The organism is Anabaenopsis arnoldii (assembly GCF_028331025.1).
GTDB classification, from domain to species: Bacteria; Cyanobacteriota; Cyanobacteriia; order Cyanobacteriales; family Nostocaceae; genus Anabaenopsis; species Anabaenopsis arnoldii.
The window spans coordinates 1-23,812 of record NZ_JAQMUH010000124.1; the positions used below are offsets into that span (position 1 = coordinate 1).

Sequence of the window (23,812 nt, forward strand, 5' to 3'; positions counted from 1 at the left end):
CGCGATATTTCTCTTAAGATTTACAAGAAAGACTACCGCTATCATTGCTTGGTTTTCGCGTTGGCAATAGTCTTAATTCAATACTTGATATCGTAGGATTATATATCAAGTGGGCGATTTTCTTAACTCACTTATGTCAACGCTTGTCAATATAAGTATAGTTTTGTCCATAAAATAGTCAGCTTAGGACTAGCTCATGTCCGAACCGATTATTTCAGTCACTAATCAGGCTCAAAAGTTAATCCTGCAGAAACTCAACTAGCTGTTCTAATTTTTGCCAAGCAGCACCACTCTCAAGAATTGCCCTAGACACATTCACCCCTTGGGCATGGTCTAATAAAGGAATTACACCCGCCACTTGCAGGGCTAGGGAAGCATTTAAGGCCACAGCGTCCTGTTGTGCCACAGTTCCCTTACCTTGTAATACTGCTTTCAAAATCACTGCATTTTCTTGGACATCCCCACCCCGCAGCGCACTAATGGCAGCGGGAGTTACACCTACTTCCAGGGGATTTACAGTAGTTAATTCTACCTTACCTTCAGATAAAACCGCCAAGTCGGTTATATCTCCTAAGCCAGCCTCATCCAGTTTTTCCCTCCCATGTAGGACAATTGCTTTTTGTTTACCTAAGTTATGCAATGCTTGGGCAACAGTTGTTAAAAGCTTGGGAGTAAATAGCCCCACTACTTGCCCCGTGGGATATAAGGGATTGACTAAGGGCCCTAGTAAATTAAATACGGTTCTGACTTTGAGAGTCCGTCGTAAACCAGCAACGGCTTTGAGTGCCGGATGCCACCCAGGGGCAAACAAGAAAGTGATCCCCACCTCTTTTACTGCCCCCTGCACCTTTTCACTAGCAGCAGTTAGATTTACCCCCAGTGCTTCCAACACATCCGCACTACCAGTCAGACTGGAGGCGGAGCGATTGCCATGTTTAGCAACGGGTACACCATAGGCAGCAGCTACAAAAGCCACTGCTGTAGAAATATTAAAGGTTGATGAACCGTCCCCCCCAGTACCACAGGTATCTATGAGGTTCATCATCCCTTGGGTAGATTCTCCGTTAGTACCCTGTTTTGATTGAGACTGTAACACTTGAGCCATGCCTGTCAACTCTTCGGCGGAAATGCCTTTAAAGTTCAGCGCCGTTAAAATTGCCCCTGATAATTCAGGCGGGACGGTTTCAGTTAACCACCCTTGCATCAACTCAGCAGCTTGAATACGGGACAATGATTCACTGTCCATTAATTGTTGTAGCAGGAGATGCCAGTTAACAGAGGATTCTTGAGTCGGGATTGGGGAAGTTGCCATAGGATTACTTTGTTGTGATGTGTCCCTCACTAGTTGAGGATATGGGAGCTATCCTACCGAAAAATGGCAAAGCAGCCAATCATCAGGTATGGAAGTCAAAAAACCCATTCTGACTATTTGATGGCGGTTTTTTTCGGGGTGCTGGCAAGAGATAATGCATTATTTATGCCCATTTTGATTAAGATAAGGTTATAAAATGTGCAAGTTTTAGTTAAAATTAAATATTTTTGGGGTTTTACTTATATAATTTCATCCTGAAGTGTAGAATTTATAGGGGGAATCTTGTATACCTCACACAGTGTTCAAGTCGGGGATCATGTTTTAATACTACTTCCAGCTTACGTAATGGGCAAAGTAGGCGTGGTTTGTGGAATGGAGTCAAGTTATGACAGTCAAGCCAACACCCGTTGGATTATCAAAATCCCATCAGAAAATATGGTGGTGTCACTCACCCGGGATGAGTTTGAGACACTTAGCCCGGGTTTTAAATAATTTAAGGTATGCTTGGGGGTTCCACCTTGTTACCAATGCTCAGTTCTTTTTTGCTGCGTTTCAACTGTTTCCAAAGAGTTTTAATTTGTTTATAAGCTTGTTGGGGTGTAAGTTTCCCAGATGTCTCTAAATTGGAGATGTAGCCGACTTTTTGAGCAAATTCTTGAAGATTGGCGTTAAATATTAAGTTTTTTGGCTCAAATTGACCATAATAGCGGCTACGAGGGTAAATAAAATTCTTTTTATCGTCCTGATCAGGCTCTGCCATCAGTTGACCCCCTATAAATTAAAGATGAATAATTAACTAATGTAACAACTGGCATGATGAATTTTCTGCCACTTTGTCAAAAGTCTATCCCTATTGTGCATCGATGAACTGAAAAAGAGTAGAGACAAGAATACTCGTGTCTCTAACAGCCAAGGAGGGTAATATTTCTACCAGAGGTTTTCTGCATCATTAGAAGCTAATGCTACTATAACTTGCTGTGGTGTTAATTCACTTACCGGAGCTGGTTTCATATCCCGGTAGTCTAGCAATTGCACTAAAACAAGGTAGGCGATCGCTAAAATCACAGAAATAGCACCTGTAATAATTGCAACTATTTTCGACCATTCCATAAGTATTCACTCCAAAAATTTTTATTATGCTCAAACTTTAGTTTTAGTATAGAAAATTAGTATGACACCAAATATCTCAAAATTGATATACACCACCAATTGGAAATTGGCTAACCTCAACCTATAAATATGGATAAACAATCAATACAAGTAATTGGAGGTGGACTAGCTGGGACAGAAGCAGCTTGGCAAATAGCCCAAGCTGGCGTACCGGTAATACTCCACGAAATGCGCCCAAAACGCTTTAGTCCAGCCCATCATACAGAAGATGTCGCCGAGTTAGTATGTAGTAATTCCTTTGGGGCTATGGCTAGCGATCGCGCCACAGGACTCTTACACGCCGAACTACGTCAACTCAATTCTATAGTCATCTCCAAAGCCGATGAACACGCTGTCCCTGCTGGGGGAGCCCTTGCGGTAGATAGGGGGAAATTTAGCCAAGACCTAACCGCCACCCTATGTCAACATCCCTTAATTGAATTTCGCCGGGGTGAGGTAACAGCCATTCCCGAAGGAATCGTAGTTTTAGCTACAGGTCCCTTAACCAGTCCCGACTTAGCCGCCGATTTACACCGGTTCACGGGGATGGAATACCTCAGCTTTTTCGATGCTGCTAGCCCCATTATTGTGGGAGAGTCCATAAATCATGATATCGCTTTTATGGCATCCCGCTATGACAAAGGGGAAGCAGCCTACCTCAACTGTCCCATGAATAAACAGCAGTATCTGCACTTTTGGTCAGAACTGCGCCAAGCAGAACAAACCGAATTAAAAGACTTTGAACGGGAAACAGCCAAATTTTTTGAAGCTTGTTTACCCATTGAAGAACAAGCCCTCCGGGGAGAAGACACCATGCGCTACGGTCCACTCAAACCCGTGGGACTCTCGGATAGTCGCACCGGGGAACGTCCCTACGCCGTGGTACAACTACGCCAGGAAGATAAAGCCGGTCAACTGTGGAACATGGTAGGCTTTCAAACTAACTTGCGCTGGGGTGAACAAAAACGAGTTTTCCGCTTGATTCCTGGGTTAGAAAATGCCGAATTTGTGCGGTTGGGGGTCATGCACCGGAATACTTTTATTAATGCCCCCCAGTTAATCCACTCCACCTTACAATTTAAGCACCGTCCTACTTTATTCGCGGCGGGACAGTTGATTGGTACTGAAGGTTATACCGCTGCTGCTGCTGATGGTTGGTTAGCGGGAACTAATGCGGCGCGGTTGGCTTTGGGTCAGGAACTCTTAACAGCACCACCCACTACTATGATGGGGGCGTTATTAGAATTTATCAGTTCAGCATCACCGAAGCACTTTCAACCAATCCCACCTAATTTTGGGATTTTACCGGATTTAGGTGTCAAAATTAAAAGTAAGCCGGAGCGTTATGGGCGTTATCGCGATCGCTCCTTGGCTGATTTAGCCAGCTGGAAAAATCAGTTTTAAATTTTTCTCCCTCACTAAGGGAGGGTTGCTGATTTTTTCAGTACATGGGTAGGTTACCGGGTATTCTTTAATTCTGTTCACCACCCTACCAATTATTTTTTAACTTGTGCTATAATAGGAGAAAATTAGGGCGCGTGGCTCAGTGGATAGAGCAACAGATTCCGGTTCTGTGGGTCGGGGGTTCAAATCCCTCCGCGCTCGTTGTGTTAATTGCCAAATAATTTGACTGGGTTAACTTAACGTCGTTTATAAACCACTGTACCCAGTGGTTAGAAACAGTGGTGTAACTGGCTTTATTTATATTACCCGTTCCCCACTCCCCAATTATTTACCTGTGCTAGTAAATGATATTGTTGTCATCGGCACAGGATAATTGGCTTTTTTTGGTATAATTTTACGGGGAAAAAGCTTCAGCCTTTGTAAAACCAGGTAGAGCGCTGATTCCCTTATGGTTAGATGTGATTTACAGCACTTTGCAAATAAATAAAGTACACACCTTAACATTATAAATGTTGTGGGGTGGGCATCTTGCCCGCCATTCTGTACTTAACTCAGATGAAATCCGCTGTATAAGTTAGAGAGAAATTAATACTCTTGATATCAAACAGATACCACTATACTTAAAACCGTTACAACTATCAGGATGCGATCGCCTACCGTATTGACAACATGAATTACACAATCAAGACAGTAGTACAGTAGAGGGCGGAACCTTATCAAGACAGTCCTCAACCCCTTATCAAGACAGTAGTACAGTAGAGGGCGAAACCTTATCAAGACAGTCCTCAACCCCTTATCAAGACAGTAGTACAGTAGAGGGCGAAACCTTATCAAGACAGTCCTCAACCCCTTATCAAGACAGTACTCAATTGACACCAGAACAACTTACACTTGAATTATTCACTGATACACAAAAAAGATCTTTACAAGAGAAAATAGAGAAGATTGGTAGTCGCACCAAGCAGGAGGAAATTAAACATATCATCCTTCAATTGTGTAAAATACAACCTTACTCCTCTAATGAATTAGCCTCTTTATTAAACCGAGAGCGAAAATACCTGCTACATAAACATTTAAAACCTTTAATTGATGAGGGATTGCTGGAATATACCAATCCTGAAAAACCAAATGACCCTCATCAGACTTATCGCACTGTTAAAAAATAAACCATATCTTCATCCCCATCATACCTAAACTTGAGTTGTAAAAGGCGATCGCTGTTAAATAATCTTTTGTGATTTTCTCAATTCGCCAAAGTACACAGTAACACTCACTACAGACATCCTATCTGATATTTTAAAACTAGGACTAATATTAATACCCCTACAAGACCCTAGAAACCCTACAATATAAAACAGGTCTGAGATTACCTTAACCAAAAACTTGTTTAAAAACAAACACTACCCTTGAGTGAGATTAATATTCCTGGTCAGATGAAGGCGAATTTTTACTAATGGACGGGAAAACTATATTACAAGCCCAACAGACAGACTTTATCAACCGACTGAAGTCCGGTAATTTATTCCAGTGTAACCACCCAGGACAGCACAGTGAGTTAACCGTGATCACCGGTGACAGGTTAGAGAAATTACGGGATTTTTGCTGGGACATGGCTAATAAATATAAACGTAGCTCCTCTCATATTCGTGATCTGTTTGTTAACAACATGAAGGGAAAGCTAGGGGAGGAGGTAGTTAAAACCCGTTTACGTGATCTGCTCACGGATGTTGACTATGAAAAATATCAGGGTGGTGATGGTAAGGTAGACTTTACCCTAACTGCTGATTCATCTATTGGTATTCAGGTAAAAGCTCGTCAGGGTCAATTTGATCTTGAATGGTCAATTAGTCAAGAAGAAATTAACAAAAATGCTGTTTTGGTTTGTATTTTAATTCAAGAGTCAGTGAATGAGGCACAAAATCAATATCATTTAGTCCTTGCAGGGTTTTTACCCACTAATATGACGACAGTGACGGGGGGGGAAGCCAGGGTAAAAATCAATGACTTGCTGTATTCTGGAGGTTTACGTAGCTATTTAGAAAGTTTGACAGCTTCCCCAGCAGTTGAGGAAGATATTGATCTGTATTCTGGGGGTTTACGCAGCTATTTAGAAAGTTTGACAGCTTCCCCTGTTAAAGAAGATATTAATCTGTATTCATGGGAGTTGCAGCATACCCTCACCGGACATGGTGAGGTTTATGATGGTGAGGATGGTGAGGTTTATCCATATTATGGTGAGGTTTATTCAGTAGCCTTCAGCCCAGATGGTCGCACCTTAGCCTCTGGTAGTAGGGATGATACCATCAAACTCTGGGATGTAGCCACCCGGCGGTTAATCGCTACCCTCACCGGAAATTCATATGGGGTTTATTCAGTAGCCTTCAGCCCAGATGGTCAAACCTTAGCCTCTGGTGGTTATCAAACCATCAAACTGTGGGATGTAGCCACGGGGGCGTCAATCGCCACCCTCACCGGACATTCAAATGAGGTTCATTCAGTAGCCTTCAGCCCGAATGGTCAAACCTTAGCCTCTGCTATTAGGTATAACACCATCATCAAACTGTCGGATGTAGCCACGGGTCGGTCAATCGCTACACTCAAAGGACATTCAGACTCGGTTTGGTCAGTAGCCTTCAGCCCGGATGGTCAAACCTTAGCCTCTGGTAGTTGGGATAAAACCATCAAACTGTGGGATGTAGCCATTCGTCAGGAAATCGCTACCCTCAAAGGACATTCAAATGAGGTTCGTTCAGTAGCCTTCAGCCCGAATGGTCAAACCTTAGCCTCTGGTAGTTGGGATAAAACCATTAAACTGTGGGATGTAGCAACCCAAGAGGAAATCGCCACCCTCACCGGACATTCAAATGAGGTTTTTTCAGTAGCCTTCAGCCCGGATGGTCAAACCTTAGCTTCTGGGAGTTTGGATAAAACCATCAAACTGTGGGATGTCGCCACCCGTCAGGAAATCGCTACCCTCACAGGACATTCAAGTTGGGTTTTTTCAGTAGCCTTCAGCCCGGATGGTCGTACCTTAGCCTCTGGGAGTGGGGATAACACAATCAAGTTTTGGCAAAGGCGTTAACTAATATACAGATTCTGATCTATAGGGGATGATCACCCCGCCGGGATATTTACAGCACCTTGCACCGAATCTGAAGTACAGATATAAATGATACAACTTTTGTCGGGTGGGCATCTTGCCCGCCCTTGTACCTACTCAGATGAAATATGCTGTATTTACCTAGCTGTAGCCTAGTAGAGACTTTCCGGCAGAACCTGACTACTTAGTGCGATCGCCCTTCATATGCCGGACTTTTTAGAGAAGTCCGGGATATTGTACTGGCTCAAACCCTTACCCTGCAAATAACAGCCATCACTTCTTCACTAAAAAGTATGTTGTGGCAAACTCAGGTAATTGTCTAATATGCTGGGTGAACTGTTGGCGATTCTTAAAGGTTCCCGCTAAAAAGTCTAGTTGATAAAGATTAGGTAAAAATGCTCCCCCGGTATCGGCAATCACGCCCATTTGTAAATGTTGCCGACCGCCTCTAGTATCTTCAATCACCACTATTCTACCTAAGCCCATATTCAAAACATCCCCAGCAAAAGTTACTCCTGGCTTGATAGATATTTTCGCATTTATATTATGTCCGTAACCTTTAATACCATCCACCTCTCTAAAATACCAGTAACGCTGTTGTGCTGTGGCTTTTAATCCCCGGACATAGGAAATACCATTATTTCTATCCACATTGAAAAATCCTTGAGTACCATCGGTAAAATTAATCAGAATTGTTCCCTGCATTAAAGCTTCTTCTAACCCATTGCGGGTCAAATAAGCCAGGGGTTGAACTCTACCATATTCTTTACCACCCGGCTCATAAATCCCTGATAAAACATCCTGTTTTGTATATCTAGTATAGAATTTATCAGCAATTTGGTCATCTTTTAAACTATAAATTGGGATATTATAAGTAGAAGTTTTAGTACGGGACCCAGTATGCTCAAAAACAGCATATTTGGTAATTCTTACCTGCTTCTGTCCCCGGTCACTAGGATTATGGGGAGTCCATTTAATCACCCGAAAATTATCATTAATAAAATCAGGATTTTTTAACCTGGTAATGCGATTGTTGGCGATATCCTCCCTTAATACAGCAATCATAAAATCTAAAGTTCTGACAATATCCTGTACACTCACTCCCTGAGTACCCAGCAGACCCCGGCGAAAAATATTTGGGTCTTTGTCTGCATTGTCTTGAAAATAATTTCTGGTGTTAACTAGAACGGTTAATAAATCTCTTTGTTGAAAACTGATATTAGATGTGGGTAGTTTAGCAGGACTGAAAACCTGGCTACCTTGAATACTAAACTTGAACCTTTGCCACTCGTCAACCACAGGATAACTTACAGGTATTCCCCCTTGAGATATTGTAGATGTAGAGATATTTGGGGAGATAATATTTAAATCAGATATTTGGGGAATAATAACAGGATTTTGCCAAATTTGAGCTTGGGAAATCTGTGATTTAGTTAAAAAATAATTTTTATTCTCATGTTCTGAAATTCCTGGTTCACTGTTTGAGTGACTGAATAAAGTACTAGTGGCTGTACTGATGACCACAAAAGCACCAAAACCTAATGTAAAGCCGAGTTTTCGGGTTGAAAAGATACGCATAAGCTCAAACATGAATTACCGGTAATCAATAATAATGGCAATTTATCGATTACCCTAGGGTAGCCACTAGCCATTAATCTGTAAAGCACCATTGAGACTCTCAGAACTAAAACCGCTGAGTTTCCGGCTTACCGCGATATTTTTATCAAAAAGCCTGATTATTGGTAGCATCAACCGGTATAAGTTGAGCAACACACCATGATTAGACCAGGAGAAATTACTTAGTATAATGCTCATAAATTCAGAAGGCGATCGCCATCCTCCTGAGTGTAAATTGTATGGTTTATATTTTCCTAACTCAACAACTGCGAGAATTTGATCTGTGTGTTTTAGCTGCAACAACCAGATAATCAGGGTTGAGAGGCAAAAAAAGCCTCCCAACCGCCTATCAACCAAGATTAACTATCGGTACTCCTAACCATCCTGCGCCATTCTCTGTTTGTAAGCTATCGGGATTAGCTACTGGCAAAATCTCAAATTTACCAGGGCGTGGTGTACCCAGGGTAACAGAATGGGTACGTAATTCATCTTGGTGAAAAACCGTTACTTCAATAATATCCTGTGGTTGGTAGTCTTGGAGGCGCTCATTAAGTTGACTAGCAGTTAAGCGCACACCCCCAATGGCCAACAACTCATCACCTGGATCAATTCCCGCTAGTTGCGCTGGTGAACCCACTTCTACAGATTTAATTACTTCCCGGCCATGTTCGGTTTTCACCTTGATACCTAAATAAGGTGCTTCTTCCCGTTCCGCTACCAGATGTAAACCGAAGGGTTGGAAGTAATGATTAAAAGGTAATTCATCAGTGCTGTTAATGTAGGATTCAAAGAAATTGGACAAATCCACACCCGCTACTGATTCAACTACCTCCTGTAACTCTTCCGGGGTGTAGCCAAGTTCCGGTTCTCCAAATTTACGCCACATTTGCAGCATGACATCATCAAGCGATCGCTTATTGCCATGTCGCGCTCTAATCAACAAGTCTAGCAACAAAGAAACCATTTCCCCTTTAAGATAATAGGACATTTGGGAATTGCTGCTGTTGGCATCTGGACGATAAAGTTTAATCCAAGCATCAAAACTCGACTCCGCGAGTGTTTGCACCTTGCGCCCTGGGGTTGTCAGAAATCTAGTAATTTCCTTACTCAAATGATTTAAATAAGACTTAGCATCATAAATGCCAGCTCGCAAAGGAATCAGTAAGTCATAGTAACTTGTAGTTCCTTCACAGAACCACAAAGAAGGTGTATAATTTTCCTGCTCATAATCAAACACTTCTAACCCTTTGGGGCGAATCCGCTTGACATTCCATAGGTGAAAAAATTCATGTGCCACTAATTGCACAAACCGCTCGTAATTCTCCTGATTGCGAAACCCAAAACGCTGGTAAATTAATGAACAACAGTTTTTATGCTCCAATCCTCCATAAGCTTGGGCGAATAAATGCAGGAGAAAAATATATCTGTCATAGGGTAAACCCCCAAACATCTCAGCTTCTACCTGAATAATTTTTTTGATATCAGTAATTACCCGTTCTGATGGTAAATTCCCTTCTCCCCAGATAGCCAGTTCATGGGGCTTGTCCAAAACCTCAAAGTAATATGATTGGTGAGTACCAATTTCAAAGGGGCTATCCACAAGGGTATCAAAATCCTTAGCACAGAAAGTATGGCTTTGCCCACCAACTGTGGGTAAAGAAGTAGTTACCCGCCAGTCTGGCTGTGGTGGTACGACGGTAATCTGAATTGGTAGACTTTCCCAAGTAGGGAGTCTAAAAAACAGTGCCGCACCATTGAAATAGGCGTGAGTCTTATCTAAATGATTCGTCCGTACCGATAGCTCATTGGCAAAGATTCGGTAACGCACACTTAACTGTGAAACACCACTTGTATTTACCTGCCAGTGGTTTTTACTAATTTTTCGCCAGTTTAAAGGCTTATCGCCGGCAAAGGCGGCAAAATCTTGGAGATTTTTCGCGTATTCTCGCACCAAGTATGACCCTGGTGTCCATACTGGCATTTTCAAGTCAAGAATTTGCGATGAATGGTTAGTTAGCTCCAATGTAACCTCAAACAGGTGAGTTTCTGGTTGAGGCATTGCCACAAGGTAATGAATTGCCGGTACTGTTTCCTGGATGCCAATCTCGATATGAGGTGCTGTTGCTTTAATCATGTGTAAAAAGAGTTATAAATCCTCACTTAATAGTTAATAGTCAAGAGTTAATGGTCAATAGTCAATAGTTAATAGTTAACAACTGTAGACTTAAGACTGATTGACACTCGCCATGCTCTGGTTATCACGGATGTTACTCGAAATTAATGGGTAAGAGTTTATACTTTTGCCGCATATTTTCCGTATACCTTACCGCAGCACTAGATGCGGAATGAAAACGAATTGTCTATGTGGCACATTTCTATCTGTTCTATTGCCGCAATCTCAGCACATATAATTACAGTCAACTTTTGAACATATTTCACCAGTCTCAGATTGATTATATATAGGTAGTTTCCCACATTTAACCGGATCTGCGACATTCCCCATCTTTGGCCTAGATCCTGGGACAGTTCGTATTCCGAGTTCTTAAAGATTGGGCTGCGAGATAAACTTTTCTCCATTCGGCTAAGACTTGATGCTGGCTGAGGTTTAACTGTTTAGACGTTGCTTCTATAGAGTTACCTGCTTTACGCAAGTCTAGGATCTGTCGCTTCATAGGAGTTAAGATTTCGTACAGTCGCTGCCATTGGTTTTCAGTTAGCCCCAAATTATTTTCCGGGAGGGATATTGCCAACCAGTTATCAACCAGTTCTGGATTAACTTTGAGGGCAAAGATGCGCACAGCATGGTAGCTAATTTTTTCTCGCAGTCGGTAAATTTCCTTGGTGGACTTATGTAGTTTTTTCGCGATGTCATCTTGAGACTGCCCTTGCAGATACAAACTCAGCCACTCTACTGCTTCTTTCCCTAGGGTTTGTCGTAAATATTCCGCCAATTCTTTTTTTACCAGATGCCGCAGTATCTGCTGTTCTTCTAGTTCTTGTGTCTTTTGATATTGGGCGATCGCTCGATGATCAGCCCGGGTCAAGGGATTCTCACTGTTATCTGAGAGGGTGTGTACCGAAACCATCTTGACCAATTCAGTATTTGGCACTTGGGTTAAGCCACCACGCTGAATTCGCCGCAGGTAGTTGACAAATCTGTATAGCAGTAAGGGTTGATTACGTATTGGGCGCATAGAATACTCTTCTATACTGGCAAATAAAAGGGTATCCCGCAGCCGTTGATCGATGGTAAATTCAGCTATACAAGCCATTTGCTGGTGCATATATCGATCATTTTGCAATAAGTCTTGTAAGACTTCTTGTAACACATCGATGACAGTACGCTGGCGATCGCAACTCAAAGAAACCCAAGTCTGAATCTTATTGCGTAATGTCACCAAACCTGCTAAACGAATTAGTAGGTGACGATAGGCCACTTCTCTTCCGTAGCCCAGGTAGTGCTGATGTAAAATCCTCCAGCGATACTGAATACCTTCTTGTTGAGCAATGTTGAGTTGTTGGCGATTCAACTGATCCGAGCATTTTAAATCACTTCCCAAAAGCCAGAGAATAATACTTTCTCGGTTGGCTACACTTTGTTCTGGACACTCCGCGGCTAGACGCTTACCCCAGTAATCAGCTAAATTTTCCCTATCCTTTGTCTTGCGTCCCTCAAGAACCTGTATTAAACTCGGCATCACAACCCCCACTTATCACCAGAACCTTCGTAACGTATCCCCCACCATGAATATAAATCCAAGGTACGGGCGCATAAATTCGCCACCCTAGAAGGGGTGCTTTTCAGTCAAGGAATAGTGCTAGTCAATTTCCCTATTTACCAGGAACGCCGCCCTACTCTGGTCAAATTAGTTTTGACATCAGAACATCTGAGATGTTTTATTGTTATTACGTCTGGATTGACTAACTTTATGCACAATTGAGGAAAATTCTAGTTTTTTGTGTTGATGTATGCCAACGGAGGCTAAAAATAGACACACCTCAACTTTGAGTTAAGGTGTGTAAATTAAAGGTTTAGCTGAATTTTGGTCCCATACAAAACATGGGAAGGGATCAAAACCTGTTAGATGAACGCACGATGGGGTTTTCTACAGAATCCCGATACTGTTGAACCTGATCTGTATAGGCGATTGGTAGAACAGCTTCCACGTTTTCATGGGGACGGGGAATAATCACCCAAGATTCCAAAGTACCACCATAAACATTTTCCGCAGCTTCAACACCAGCGGCCATAGCAGTTTTGACCTCGGAAACATCCCCGCGAATATTTACTGTAAAACGAGCGCTACCGACTCTGATATAACCAACAAGGGTGACGCGACCAGCTTTCACCATCGCATCTGCTGCTGCTAGTACAGCAGGAAAACCTTTTGTTTCAAGTGCGCCAACGGCCTGTAGTGACATTAGTAATCTCCTGTATGAATTAACGTATTTGGGGCGACAAATTTATTGTCCTGAGGAATTTACCTATTACATACGGAACGGATCAGATGTTTCGGTGAAGTGGATCGGTAAAATGGTCTCGACGTTTTCCGGGGGGTTAGGAACAATATAGTGGGTAATTACTTGACCACCATAAGCTTGTTCTCCGGCTAATATTCCTGCTTCGACAGCCCTTTGAACTTCAGCAACGTGTCCCCGAACAGCGACTAACAAGCGAGCGCTTTCGGCTTGACCATAATACACAATTGTGACTGCGGCAGATTTAACCATGGCATCTGCTGCTGCTAGTACAGCAGGAAAGCCCAAGGTTTCAATGACGCCAACCGCCATGGGCATGGCATTAGCTCCTGAGTCTAAAAAATCAAGTGATATTAATTGTACGAGGGTTTCGTACCAACTTTGACATTTAGCAAAATTTTCTCTTCACCCCGGTGTAAACTAAGGAATTATGTTTCCTAATTTCTTACCTCCCACAGTTGGACAACTAACTGAACCTACCTCCATCGCCTTGGCTCAAATTATTCAGGCTCAAGCGATCGCCACTCCTTTAACTAATCAACCAATTACCACTACCTATGTGCAAAAGGGTAGTGGCGGTACACCTATTTTATTAATTCACGGATTCGACAGTTCTGTGTTTGAATTCCGTCGCCTTTTACCACTGCTACCAAGAGATAATGAAACCTGGGCTGTGGATTTATTAGGCTTTGGGTTCACAGACAGAATTACCGATGTGCAATTTAGTCCGCTGGCTATCAAAACTCATCTGTATTATTTCTGGAAAACTTTAATTAACCAACCTGTGATTTTAGTGGGTGCGTCTATGGGGGGTGCAGCTGCCATTGATTTTACCCTGAGTTACCCAGAATTGGTGCAAAAACTCGTGTTAATCGATAGCGCTGGTTTGAAGGGGGGTTCACCCTCAAGCTTGATGTTTCCCCCATTGGATTCTTTAGCAGCTAATTTTTTGCGTAATCCTCATATACGCGATCGCATTTCCCGCGCTGCTTACAAAAATCAGTTACTCGCCTCAACTGATGCTCGCATATGTGCCTCATTACACCTAGAAATGCCTAACTGGACTCAAGCCTTAATAGCTTTTACTAAAAGTGGTGGGTATCGCGCTTTTCAACCAAAGCAGCTTACCAGCATTGTCCAACCAACTCTCATCTTATGGGGAGATACGGATAAAATTTTAGGTACATCGGACGCTAAAAAGTTTACCCAAGCGATTCCTAGTAGTAACCTTGTTTGGATCAAAGATGCTGGTCATGTTCCCCACTTAGAACAGCCAGAAGTTACCGCCAAACAAATTCTCGAATTTCGTAATTAATCACAAATTAATAATTAATTAAGAATTACGAATTCAATCGTACAACCAAGTATTATCTGCAAACTTATCACCTTCTTTTTGACGTTGTACAAGCTGCTCAGGAACCCGATGTGATTTTTTATAGCCAACTGGATTATATTTCTCTTTGACTTGGATTGCACTTTCTTTCTTGGGAATTGCTGACTTATCCTGTTTTAGTGGGATGTGGGATTTACTTTGTTGTATTAATTGAGAGTTAGACTCTGCAAGCTGTAGGGCGGTTTGTTTAGCTTCGTGCAGTTCTTTAGTCAGCCTTTCTGTTAATACTTGCTTTTCATACAAATTTGATTGTAAATCAACAATTTGTTTTTGCAGAGTTTTTTCTTTATTTTGATATTCTTCCAGAGTTTGTTTTAATTTTTCCACAGTAGTTTCTAAATCTTTTGAACTAGACATAGCATCATTGGGTTTAAGTAATTGCTCTGTTGCTAAAACATTCTGTTCGGTAACTTCCTGTGCTGTAACTTCAACCGCAGCTTCATTTTCAAGTAGTATCAATTTTTGTGCCTCTTGCTGTAGTGATTCGGATAGATTTTGCTTAACCATTATTTTCTCCAATAACGCTGTAATTCTTTTGCAGACGTGGTTTATGACTCCCCCTAGGGTGTATTTTTCTCTCGCCATTCAGCAATAGCGAGCGAATCTAGTTGTGATTTTGCTTTCCCTATGAACTGGCAAAAGCTTCAATATCTGCATCAATAATAAACTTATTATTTTACGTGAATTGTGCAGCTAAATTAACTACTGTAGTCGTTTTACCGACTTCTCCCTAACTGTTGAGATATTTTTAACAATGCTGACTTCCCAGGCTGCCTTACATAAATATACCCCTTTGTGTGGCATCCTATCACAAAAAAATCTTGATACTCCCCACGGCTAGAAGCCGGGGGATTCTTGAAGAGTCCACAAACGAACTGTCAAAATAAAAATCAGCAGTCATCACCTTACCGATCCTCTAGCGGATGAGCAAATGTATCACTCAGTCAATGTCATACAGCACCACTGAAAATGTATTGAGAAAGAAACGGTACTACCAAGCCGAACCTTTCTTTGTATCTCCAAGCTTTAGAACTCTATAAACGCCTGCTGGGAGACAATCATCCCCATACTATTATTGTTCGTGAAAATTTGGCAGCTTGCCGACAACAAAATTGACGATAAAAATTATTCCAGCTTATCAACCGGACTGTTACCATAATCACCATTTTCCTCGACAAACTTTTTGGCGGACTCCAGTAAATACTCGTAATAAGTACGAGCGACAATAGATAATTGTTTACCAGATGGATACCCTATGAACCAAGTTCGCTTGATGGGGAAATGTTCTACATCCAAAATAGCGAACTCAGAAGAGTCTGGCATTAAGGTATGGCGAGATAAAACAGAAATTCCCAACCCCCCGGCGATCGCCTGTTTAATAGCCTCATTGCTGCCCAATTCCAGTTTAACTTTTACCTTCACACCATATTGATCAAAGAGTTTCTGCACGGCGCGGCGAGTCCCTGAACCAGGTTCGCGCATAATAAAAGGTTCATTTGTCAACCTTTTTATGGGGATATTTTTCTGTTTTGCCAAGGGATGATTAACGGGTGCAAATACTACTAAAGGGTTGTCTAAAAATGGCTCATAGTTGACATCGATATTTTCTGGAACTTGACTTAAAATGTACAGGTCATCCATGTTATTCAGCATCCGTTCCAAAATGCGTTCATGGTTGGTTACTTGTAAGGAAATCTCAATTCCGGGATAAAGTTGACAAAACGGCCCTAATAAACGAGGAATAAAATACTTAGCCGTTGTAATCACTGCCAACCGTAATTGCCCCTGTTTAAGACCTTTTAAATCCGCCACAGTCATTTCAAACTTGGCCATGGTTTCAAAAATCTGCCGACAAGTGGTAAATAATTCCCTCCCGGCCTGTGTTAAGAATAGACGTTTTCCCACCTGCTCAAATAATGGCAACCCCACCGATTTCGTGAGTTGTTTAATTTGCATCGACACGGTAGGTTGAGTAAGAAATAATTCCTCAGCCGCACGAGTAAAGCTACTGTGCCGTGCCGCTGCCTCAAACACCTTCAACTGGTGTAGCGTTGCCTGCTTCAAGGGTGATTCTCCTCTAATAGAAATTTCATCTATAAATCTAGTATCACTGAACACTTGCCAATGCGACAGAACCACTCATACGAAGTTCTGAATTATCCTATAGATAAAAATCTATTAATCTTATTCAAAGAAAGTTGTTTTATTTATGGTATTCACAAGTTATTATCAAGACAACAAGCAAAGCGTAAGATGCCTTCCAGGGCAAGATGAATAGTTAAAATTATGTAATAATTTCAACCTTCATCTTGCCATATTTCTTCGGCAACCTCCTGGGGAATTTTGGACGGGATTTGGGATAAATCAGGCAACTGTAGGACTTCTATTTCCGCCACCTGCTCTTGGACATTGACAGGCATATGCAATGGTTCGCGGTGTTCAATCCAGCAGCTGGCTAAAGGTAAGGTTTTCTCCATCTCATCTAGTGGTCGAGGAATAACCATGACTGCGTTCAATTCGCCAATGCGTTCTGCCTCAAACATTCCAGCTTCTACCGCCACTGCCACATTAGCAACAGTGCCACGAATAATGGCAGTGCACAAACCGGCACCAATTTTCTCATAGGCTGCTAAATGAACATCAGCCGACTTAAGCATGGCATCACAAGCACCCACCATGGCCGGAAATCCCCTAGTCTCCACTAAACCAATGGCTAAGTTACTTAAACTGCTTTGATTCCCTTCCTCCATCAATTTACTCAGCCGGCTGGTGATGGGCAGCACTATATCCAAGTTAGGATAAGGCCGAGGAATCACCAAGCTAGAAACCAATTGACCAAACTGTTCAGCAGTTTGAACACCAGCTTCTACAGCCAGACGCACATCGGCAATTCCGCCTCTGACAATAGCGGTACACTGCCCACTACCAATTTTTTCATAACCGACTAGGTGAACACCGGCGGATTTGAGCATCATATCTGCCGTTCCCACTATGGCGGGAAAGCTGCTGGTAGAGACTAAACCCAAAGCAGTATTTTTCAGAGGATCTCGTCGGCGGGATTTCTGAATTGTGCTAATAGAGTGTTGGTTAGATGTTTCCATGTGAACTTTCCAGATTACTCATGAAACTGACAACTTACAATTAACACTTACTCAGACTGATCGTCAGAGATGGGGTCATTTAAGCTTTGCCGATGGGGAAATAATGTCACTAGTAACCTATTTATACTTCCTTGTCCATAAATTTGGTTCCCGAAATTATGATCTGATTTAGTGGGAGGCTGACTTGATTTTGGTTCCTGGGGTATGGATTTATTGGTGTCAGCGTTTTTTTCTCCAGCAGGGGGCTGGCTTTCCGATGTAGGCGAAGACACAGAAGAGGAAGTAGACTGGTATTTGAATTTCCAGTAAGCAGATGCACAAATGTTAGTCGAGGAAATGACTGTCTCCTCATCCGGCTCTAAACTATTTTCCGCTTCTGGCTGTTGTTCACTACTGGTATGAGCACCATTGTTAGGAGCTGCTGCCGGTTGTTGTGTATCCTCAATTTCCCGACTGGTGTCCCCTAAAATTGAGCCTGGCGGAATGACTGTTCCTGGCTCGATAGAACAGTTAAAAACTGTGGTTGCTGAACCAATACAAGCATTTGCGCCAATTTTGCCTTGACCCACCATCAAAAAACCGGCTCCCAAGTTTGCTCCTGCTTCTACCTCTAGAGTGCCTTCGCTAACTTGGAGAATTGACCCCATACCAATACACACCCCTGGTCCGATGATCATCTTGCTGTTTACAGCAGCTTGAAGTATGACTCCAGGTGCCAAGACCGCGCTGGGATGAATAGTCACCTCGCCACTTATATAAGACTCGAACTTGTTGCTCAGGTGCAGTGGCGGCACAGACATGGAAATTTTTACCTCGGAAGCCGGAGAGAGCATAGTGCTAAGTGCTGAATCCATTCTATAAGGTTGGCAATAGCTTGATGCCTGGAGTAACGACTAAAAATTTTACTCAGCAATGGCTACGCCCACGGATGTTAACAGCACTCTTAACTCAGCAATTTTAGGGACGTTGGATGATAGTTTCCAGGACTCGGCGTTTAGCTTTAGTGTCAATACCAACTAACCGCACGTATTCCCCTGGATATTCAGCGAGGTATCCCTCTAAAGCCTCAATCACCCCTCTGTCAGATTTGGCTTCAATTTGACCGCAGCTCGCCCAGGAACCTGTACGGAACCGTCTTTGGTCTACGTGTTCAGCAGTAACTTTATATCCACCCGCCAAAATTTGTCGGATTTGGTCTACCACTTCAGAACTCAACCGGGTACTGGTGGCGGTGGCGGTAGCAGTGCCGGAACTATTGCTGCTAAAGGATTTCTTGCTAGCAGAAGGGGCAACTGGTCCGCCTGGTCTTTGGATAATGCTTTCTAAAACCCGCCGTTTAGCTTTGGTATCAATACCAATCACCCGTACATATTCCCCTTGGTGGGATTCTAAACATGCTTCTAATGCGGCTAGCACTTCATTGGTGGAAGTTGATTCAATGGGCTGGCAGCTGTTCCAGGAACCAGTGCGGAAACGTCGCTCATCTACGTGTTCAGACCCAATTTTGTAACCACTTGATAGCAAATTACGAATTTGCTCTATGGTTTCGCTACTCAGTACACCACTGCTGGCAACGTGACCATTGCCATTACTACTATAGCGACCGTTACCATTATTAGCAGATGCCGGAAAACCACTAGAGGCGATGGTAGTGACTATGCCATCCGGGCGTTGAATAATGGTTTCTAGGACGCGCCGTTTACCATTGTCAATGCCAAACAGACGGACATATTCGCCGCTATGATCTTTCAGACAGCTTTCTAACGCTGCGATCGCTTCACCTATAGATCCAGGTTGAATGGGTTGGCAACTTTGCCAACAACCAGTGCGGAACCGTCTTTGATCTACGTGTTCCGTACCAATTTTATATCCTTGATCTAAAAGATAGCGCACCTGTTCTATGATTTCTGCACCCAAGCTGTTGCTCGACACTTCACTACTCCTTTCTAGCTCTAAAACAGTAATACCAGTATTTGTATAAGATTTAGCAATCTCATCCCGAATGGGTGCAATACACTTGCTATCCGCAGCACAGCGATAACCAGTTCTTAATGACTGATTTATCCCCACCACATGATGGGCGAACTGCTGATCCTGAACCTCAGCATCTGGCAACCGGTCTGCTTGCTGCTGAGTAGTAATTATCGCTCCCGAAGGTACATACTTACCAGGGGGAATTTCTACATCTTGAATTAAAGCGTGCATCATGACGATGCAACCCGCGCCTACTCTGGCGTTAAATACTGTGGAACGAAAACCAATGAAGGAATTATCTCCTACATAAGCCGGACCATGAACCAATGCCATGTGGGTAATAGAAACATTTTCTCCTACCCATACTGAGTATTGATTTTGGTCATCGCCAATGACTCGGCCTTGTTCGAGTCCATGAATTACTACACCATCTTGAATATTAGTATTTTCGCCAATAAAAAAAGGTGTACCTTCATCCGCTCTAATCGAGGTTCCTGGAGCAATGATGACATTAGCACCTATTCGTACATCTCCAATAATATTGGCTGCCGGATGTACAAAAGTGCTTTCATGGATTTTGGGCTCGGCTAAATTCCTCGACCACGGGGTTGGGGGTGCCGCCGTGCTGCGGACAACCATTACAAAATTCCTCCTCAATTAAGCTTTTTTTTCTTAAATCTTTGACCATTCAAAGACTATCGATACTGCTCTTTTTTGCTGTACATGAGACGACCTTCCAAGTGAATGGTATCAATGATCGCCACCACTGCTGCATCCAAGGGACGCTGTTCATTACCTAAAATCTGACGAGCGGCACTGCCACGAGTGACAAGCACCCACTCATCTACTCCCGCGCCTACGGTATCTGCTGCTACTTCGTATTTAGACAGGAGGTTTCCTTCTTCATCTACTAATTGCAACAACAGTAGTTTGACACCGCGAAGACTTGGATCTTTTTGCGTGCTGACTACTGTGCCACGAACTTTGGCAACTTGCATTACAGATTACGGTCTTCTACCGAAAAGGACGAATGGCGTTGACATTTTCCCGGAATTGTTCTACGTCTTCGGTATACCGAATTGGTAACACGTATTCCAAGTTTTCATGAGGACGAGCAATGATGTGGGTAGATAACACTTCTCCCCCATTGACTCGTTTAACTGATTCTACCCCCGCACCCACTGAAGCTTGAACTTCGGAAACATCACCCCGAACGATGACTGTGACTCGACCGCTGCCGATTTTTTCATAGCCTACCAAAGTAACACGCGCGGCTTTTACCATGGCATCAGCAGCTTCTACTACTGCCGGAAAGCCCAGCGTTTCTACCATTCCTACTGCGATTGACATTAGTTCTTATCCTGAATTAAAGTTTTTACCCTTGGGAAAAAGTGGCGCTCAAGACAGCGACCCCGTTAATTACTTTACTTGCTTAAAATCAGTTTTTAAGTCCGGAACTGTTCTACAGCTTCGGTGTAACGTATGGGCAAAACGTACTCTAGGTTTTCGTGGGGACGGGCAATAATGTGAGTGGATAATACTTCGCCACCATTAACTCTTCTGGCTGCATCTACGCCGGCCGCAACAGAGGCTTGTACTTCCGACACGTCACCCCGGACAATCACGGTTACCCTAGCACTCCCAATTTTTTCATAGCCTACCAAAGTCACACGTGCGGCTTTCACCATCGCATCAGCAGCTTCTACTACCGCCGGAAACCCCTTAGTTTCAATCATTCCAACTGCAATTGGCATCGCAGAACTCCTAAAAATTTAATCCAATTAGTACTGTGTTTTGAAATGTTTAAGCGGAGGGCTGCATCTTGAGCCATAAAAACACTTCTAAATTAAGCATAGGAAAGCTTGGCCTCCCTGGCAATATAAATTAGTATAATAGTTTATGATAAAATAGTTTTAAAAAACTTAACAAAAGTTTATCCCTGATTCGGCTCAATGAAAGTTAATCAATTCCTAGAGCAACCACTTATGCTTTATAATTTCTTTATTACATTTACAAAAGGACATTCATAGCTACGGCGACTCCGCTCCGCAGTGGGGATATTAATCGCTGTATGTTTTGCTGTCTATAAGTTTTCCGACCTTGAGAGCAAAAGTAATCATTTTGTAAAAAACACATAATTTTTTTTAATGTATTTGGATAAATTTATTTACTGCAAGTACAAATATAAATCCATCATCACCGATGATTTAATAGACGTGAATGCTTGTAAATATCTAAAACTATATTCAAATATACCAAAATAAGATAACCTAAACAAAAAATACTCATTGAAGAATTTAGGGAACAAATAGTTAAAAAAACCATAGATATAATCCAATAATTATATTTTTTAGTCAAAGATTGTTCTAAGGATATTTAAGAAAAAGTCACAGCGGAGTCGTCAAGGAAAATGTCAATGAATCAGTTTCTATTTTCAACAAGTTGGTGGGTGCCATTCTACAGCCTACTTGGCGCACTGGTAACCTTACCGTGGGGAATGGGAATCATTCGGCGTACCGGTCCTAGACCCGCGGCATATTTCAACATATTCACAACCATTGTGGGGTTCCTTCATAGTCTGTTCGTATTTAAGCATATTTGGGATAAACAACCAGAAATTTTAGTGATCAACTGGTTGCAAGCTGCAGATTTTAACTTATCTTTTGCCTTAGAACTCTCCCCAACTAGCATTGGGGCGATGGTATTAATTAGCGGATTAAGTCTGTTAACACAAATTTATGCCCTAGGATACATGGAAAAGGACTGGTCTTTAGCACGGTTCTTTGCATTAATCGGATTCTTTGAAATGGCGCTGACTGGTTTAGCGATCAGTGATTCCTTGTTTCTCAGCTACGCTGTTTTAGAAGTACTCACCCTTTCTACCTATCTATTGGTGGGATTTTGGTATGCTCAACCACTAGTCGTGACAGCAGCGCGAGATGCCTTTTTGACCAAGCGGGTGGGAGACTTACTTTTATTAATGGGGGTGGTAACGCTTTCGACTTTATGTGGTAGTTTGAACTTTTCTGATTTGTATGAGTGGGCACAAACAGCTGATTTAAGTCCAGTTACTTCGACTTTGCTGTGCTTGGGATTAATTGCCGGACCTGCGGGTAAATGCGCTCAATTTCCCTTACACCTATGGTTAGATGAAGCCATGGAAGGCCCTAACCCCGCTTCGGTAATGCGGAATTCATTAGTTGTAGGTGGCGGTGCTTATGTATTATATAAAATTCAGCCAATATTAACCTTGTCTCCCATTGCTTTAAATACCCTAGTTGTGATAGGGGCATTGACCGCAGTGGGTGCAACATTAGTGTCACTAGCCCAAACAGATATTAAGCGAGCCTTATCTCATTCCACTAGTGCATACATGGGCTTAGTCTTTTTGGCAGTGGGGTTAGAGCAAGGTGGTGTGGCCCTAATGTTAATGTTAACCCATGCGATCGCTAAAGCTCTATTATTCATGAGTTCTGGTTCAGTAATCTATACCACTAGCACCCAAGACTTAACCGAAATGGGTGGATTATGGTCAAGGATGCCAGCCACTACCACAGCTTTTATCGTAGGTTCTGCTGGTATGGTAACACTGTTACCACTGGGAAGTTTCTGGGCAATGCTGGCATGGGCAGATGGCTTAGTTCATGCTAGTCCTTGGGTAATTGCCATCTTAGTATTAGTCAACGGCTTGACAGCCTTGAACCTGACACGAGTATTCAGATTAATATTTTGGGGTAAACCACAACAAAAAACCCGCCGCACCCCGGAAGTTGGCTGGCAAATGGCATTGCCAATGGTGGCACTAACTGTAGTGAATTTACTCTTACCACTGATGCTACAGCAATGGTATTTGCTGCCTAATTGGGAAAACGTGGATTGGTACATACTATTAATCTTGGTTTCTTCTACGGTGATCGGCGTAGCTATAGGCTCTACAATGTCCCTGCATAAAGCATGGTCAAGATCCAGAATCCTGGTCTGGAGATTTGTACAAGACCTATTGGGTTATGATTTTTACATTGATAAAATTTATAAACTAACGATAGTTAATTTAGTCGCCCTGCTATCAAAATTTTCTGATTGGAGCGATCGCTATCTAGTTGATGGTTTTGTTAACCTGGTAGGATTTGCGACAATTCTAGGTGGACAAGGCTTAAAATATACCATTTCTGGTCAATCCCAGGGATATATGTTAACTATCCTGGTAGTGATCAGCGTCCTGGGTTTTTTCATTAGCTGGTCATTAGGTCTACTAGATAAATTACCGTTTTAACAGGGCAACA

General features: G+C 42.5%; 22 protein-coding genes and 1 tRNA gene. 6 read left to right on the top strand and 17 right to left on the bottom strand.

The window, feature by feature from the left end; all coding sequences use genetic code 11:
- Positions 1-238 precede the first annotated feature (238 nt).
- The 3 genes from trpD to PN457_RS11080 all read right to left on the bottom strand — a co-directional run bounded on the left by trpD (position 239) and on the right by PN457_RS11080 (position 2,422).
- Positions 239-1,312 carry an anthranilate phosphoribosyltransferase gene (gene trpD, locus PN457_RS11065; RefSeq protein WP_271733357.1) on the bottom strand — a complete coding sequence of 358 codons (1,074 nt, stop codon included), beginning with the start codon at positions 1,310-1,312 and terminating at the stop codon, positions 239-241.
- 493 nt (positions 1,313-1,805) lie between these two features.
- Positions 1,806-2,072, bottom strand: coding sequence for a DUF7219 family protein (locus PN457_RS11075; RefSeq protein WP_271733359.1), 267 nt, complete (start codon positions 2,070-2,072; stop codon positions 1,806-1,808).
- A 167-nt stretch (positions 2,073-2,239) separates the two neighbouring features.
- Entirely contained in the window at positions 2,240-2,422 is a 183-nt protein-coding gene (locus PN457_RS11080; protein WP_271733360.1) for a hypothetical protein, read from the bottom strand.
- A gap of 129 nt (positions 2,423-2,551) precedes the next feature.
- On the opposite strand from PN457_RS11080, the gene trmFO reads away from it, so the two are divergent.
- The 4 genes from trmFO to PN457_RS11100 all read left to right on the top strand — a co-directional run bounded on the left by trmFO (position 2,552) and on the right by PN457_RS11100 (position 6,947).
- Positions 2,552-3,865 (top strand): FADH(2)-oxidizing methylenetetrahydrofolate--tRNA-(uracil(54)-C(5))-methyltransferase TrmFO, encoded by a 1,314-nt coding sequence (trmFO, locus tag PN457_RS11085; protein WP_271733362.1) that lies wholly within the window; start codon positions 2,552-2,554, stop codon positions 3,863-3,865.
- A gap of 128 nt (positions 3,866-3,993) precedes the next feature.
- Positions 3,994-4,066 (top strand) — tRNA-Arg (locus tag PN457_RS11090).
- Positions 4,067-4,734: 668 nt separating this feature from the next.
- On the top strand, positions 4,735-5,031 hold the full coding sequence (locus tag PN457_RS11095) for a Fic family protein (protein ID WP_271733363.1): 297 nt from the start codon (positions 4,735-4,737) through the stop codon (positions 5,029-5,031).
- A gap of 287 nt (positions 5,032-5,318) precedes the next feature.
- Complete coding sequence (locus PN457_RS11100; RefSeq protein ID WP_271733364.1) at positions 5,319-6,947, top strand: WD40 repeat domain-containing protein; 1,629 nt, start codon at positions 5,319-5,321, stop codon at positions 6,945-6,947.
- Positions 6,948-7,238: 291 nt separating this feature from the next.
- Here PN457_RS11100 and PN457_RS11105 read toward each other — a convergent pair whose 3' ends face one another.
- From PN457_RS11105 to PN457_RS11130, 6 genes are all read right to left on the bottom strand, one after another.
- Positions 7,239-8,543: a murein transglycosylase A family protein gene (locus tag PN457_RS11105; RefSeq protein ID WP_271733365.1), complete on the bottom strand. Its 1,305-nt coding sequence runs from the start codon at positions 8,541-8,543 to the stop codon at positions 7,239-7,241.
- A 66-nt stretch (positions 8,544-8,609) separates the two neighbouring features.
- Positions 8,610-8,939 carry a hypothetical protein gene (locus PN457_RS11110; protein ID WP_271733367.1) on the bottom strand — a complete coding sequence of 110 codons (330 nt, stop codon included), beginning with the start codon at positions 8,937-8,939 and terminating at the stop codon, positions 8,610-8,612.
- The gene (locus PN457_RS11115) at positions 8,932-10,716 is read right to left on the bottom strand and encodes a M61 family metallopeptidase (RefSeq protein ID WP_271733368.1); all 1,785 of its coding nucleotides are present in this window, start codon (positions 10,714-10,716) and stop codon (positions 8,932-8,934) included. The genes PN457_RS11110 and PN457_RS11115 overlap by 8 nt, the downstream gene beginning before the upstream one ends.
- Positions 10,717-11,092: 376 nt before the next feature.
- Positions 11,093-12,292: a HetZ-related protein 2 gene (locus PN457_RS11120; RefSeq protein WP_417006601.1), complete on the bottom strand. Its 1,200-nt coding sequence runs from the start codon at positions 12,290-12,292 to the stop codon at positions 11,093-11,095.
- A 361-nt stretch (positions 12,293-12,653) separates the two neighbouring features.
- Positions 12,654-13,004 carry a carbon dioxide-concentrating mechanism protein CcmK gene (locus PN457_RS11125; RefSeq protein ID WP_271733371.1) on the bottom strand — a complete coding sequence of 117 codons (351 nt, stop codon included), beginning with the start codon at positions 13,002-13,004 and terminating at the stop codon, positions 12,654-12,656.
- 66 nt (positions 13,005-13,070) lie between these two features.
- Complete coding sequence (locus PN457_RS11130; protein WP_271733372.1) at positions 13,071-13,379, bottom strand: carbon dioxide-concentrating mechanism protein CcmK; 309 nt, start codon at positions 13,377-13,379, stop codon at positions 13,071-13,073.
- Positions 13,380-13,491: 112 nt separating this feature from the next.
- On the opposite strand from PN457_RS11130, the gene PN457_RS11135 reads away from it, so the two are divergent.
- Positions 13,492-14,376 carry an alpha/beta fold hydrolase gene (locus PN457_RS11135; protein WP_271733373.1) on the top strand — a complete coding sequence of 295 codons (885 nt, stop codon included), beginning with the start codon at positions 13,492-13,494 and terminating at the stop codon, positions 14,374-14,376.
- Positions 14,377-14,409: 33 nt separating this feature from the next.
- On the opposite strand, the gene PN457_RS11140 is transcribed toward PN457_RS11135, so the two are convergent.
- The 8 genes from PN457_RS11140 to PN457_RS11175 all read right to left on the bottom strand — a co-directional run bounded on the left by PN457_RS11140 (position 14,410) and on the right by PN457_RS11175 (position 21,283).
- On the bottom strand, positions 14,410-14,961 hold the full coding sequence (locus PN457_RS11140) for a hypothetical protein (RefSeq protein ID WP_271733374.1): 552 nt from the start codon (positions 14,959-14,961) through the stop codon (positions 14,410-14,412).
- A gap of 618 nt (positions 14,962-15,579) precedes the next feature.
- Positions 15,580-16,518 (bottom strand): LysR family transcriptional regulator, encoded by a 939-nt coding sequence (locus tag PN457_RS11145; RefSeq protein ID WP_271733375.1) that lies wholly within the window; start codon positions 16,516-16,518, stop codon positions 15,580-15,582.
- A gap of 233 nt (positions 16,519-16,751) precedes the next feature.
- Entirely contained in the window at positions 16,752-17,555 is an 804-nt protein-coding gene (locus tag PN457_RS11150; RefSeq protein ID WP_271733376.1) for a BMC domain-containing protein, read from the bottom strand.
- Positions 17,556-17,602: 47 nt separating this feature from the next.
- Entirely contained in the window at positions 17,603-18,355 is a 753-nt protein-coding gene (locus PN457_RS11155; RefSeq protein WP_271733393.1) for a transferase, read from the bottom strand.
- Between the two features lie 157 nt (positions 18,356-18,512).
- Positions 18,513-20,168 (bottom strand): ribulose bisphosphate carboxylase small subunit, encoded by a 1,656-nt coding sequence (locus PN457_RS11160; RefSeq protein WP_271733377.1) that lies wholly within the window; start codon positions 20,166-20,168, stop codon positions 18,513-18,515.
- Between the two features lie 56 nt (positions 20,169-20,224).
- A complete protein-coding gene (locus tag PN457_RS11165) occupies positions 20,225-20,527 on the bottom strand; it encodes a EutN/CcmL family microcompartment protein (RefSeq protein ID WP_271733380.1) in 303 nt (100 codons plus the stop codon).
- A 16-nt stretch (positions 20,528-20,543) separates the two neighbouring features.
- Positions 20,544-20,879 (bottom strand): carbon dioxide-concentrating mechanism protein CcmK, encoded by a 336-nt coding sequence (locus PN457_RS11170; RefSeq protein WP_271733382.1) that lies wholly within the window; start codon positions 20,877-20,879, stop codon positions 20,544-20,546.
- 95 nt (positions 20,880-20,974) lie between these two features.
- Positions 20,975-21,283, bottom strand: coding sequence for a carbon dioxide-concentrating mechanism protein CcmK (locus tag PN457_RS11175; protein WP_015212739.1), 309 nt, complete (start codon positions 21,281-21,283; stop codon positions 20,975-20,977).
- A gap of 662 nt (positions 21,284-21,945) precedes the next feature.
- Between PN457_RS11175 and PN457_RS11180 the strand changes: the two genes are divergently transcribed.
- On the top strand, positions 21,946-23,802 hold the full coding sequence (locus PN457_RS11180) for an NAD(P)H-quinone oxidoreductase subunit F (protein ID WP_271733386.1): 1,857 nt from the start codon (positions 21,946-21,948) through the stop codon (positions 23,800-23,802).
- Positions 23,803-23,812 lie beyond the last annotated feature (10 nt).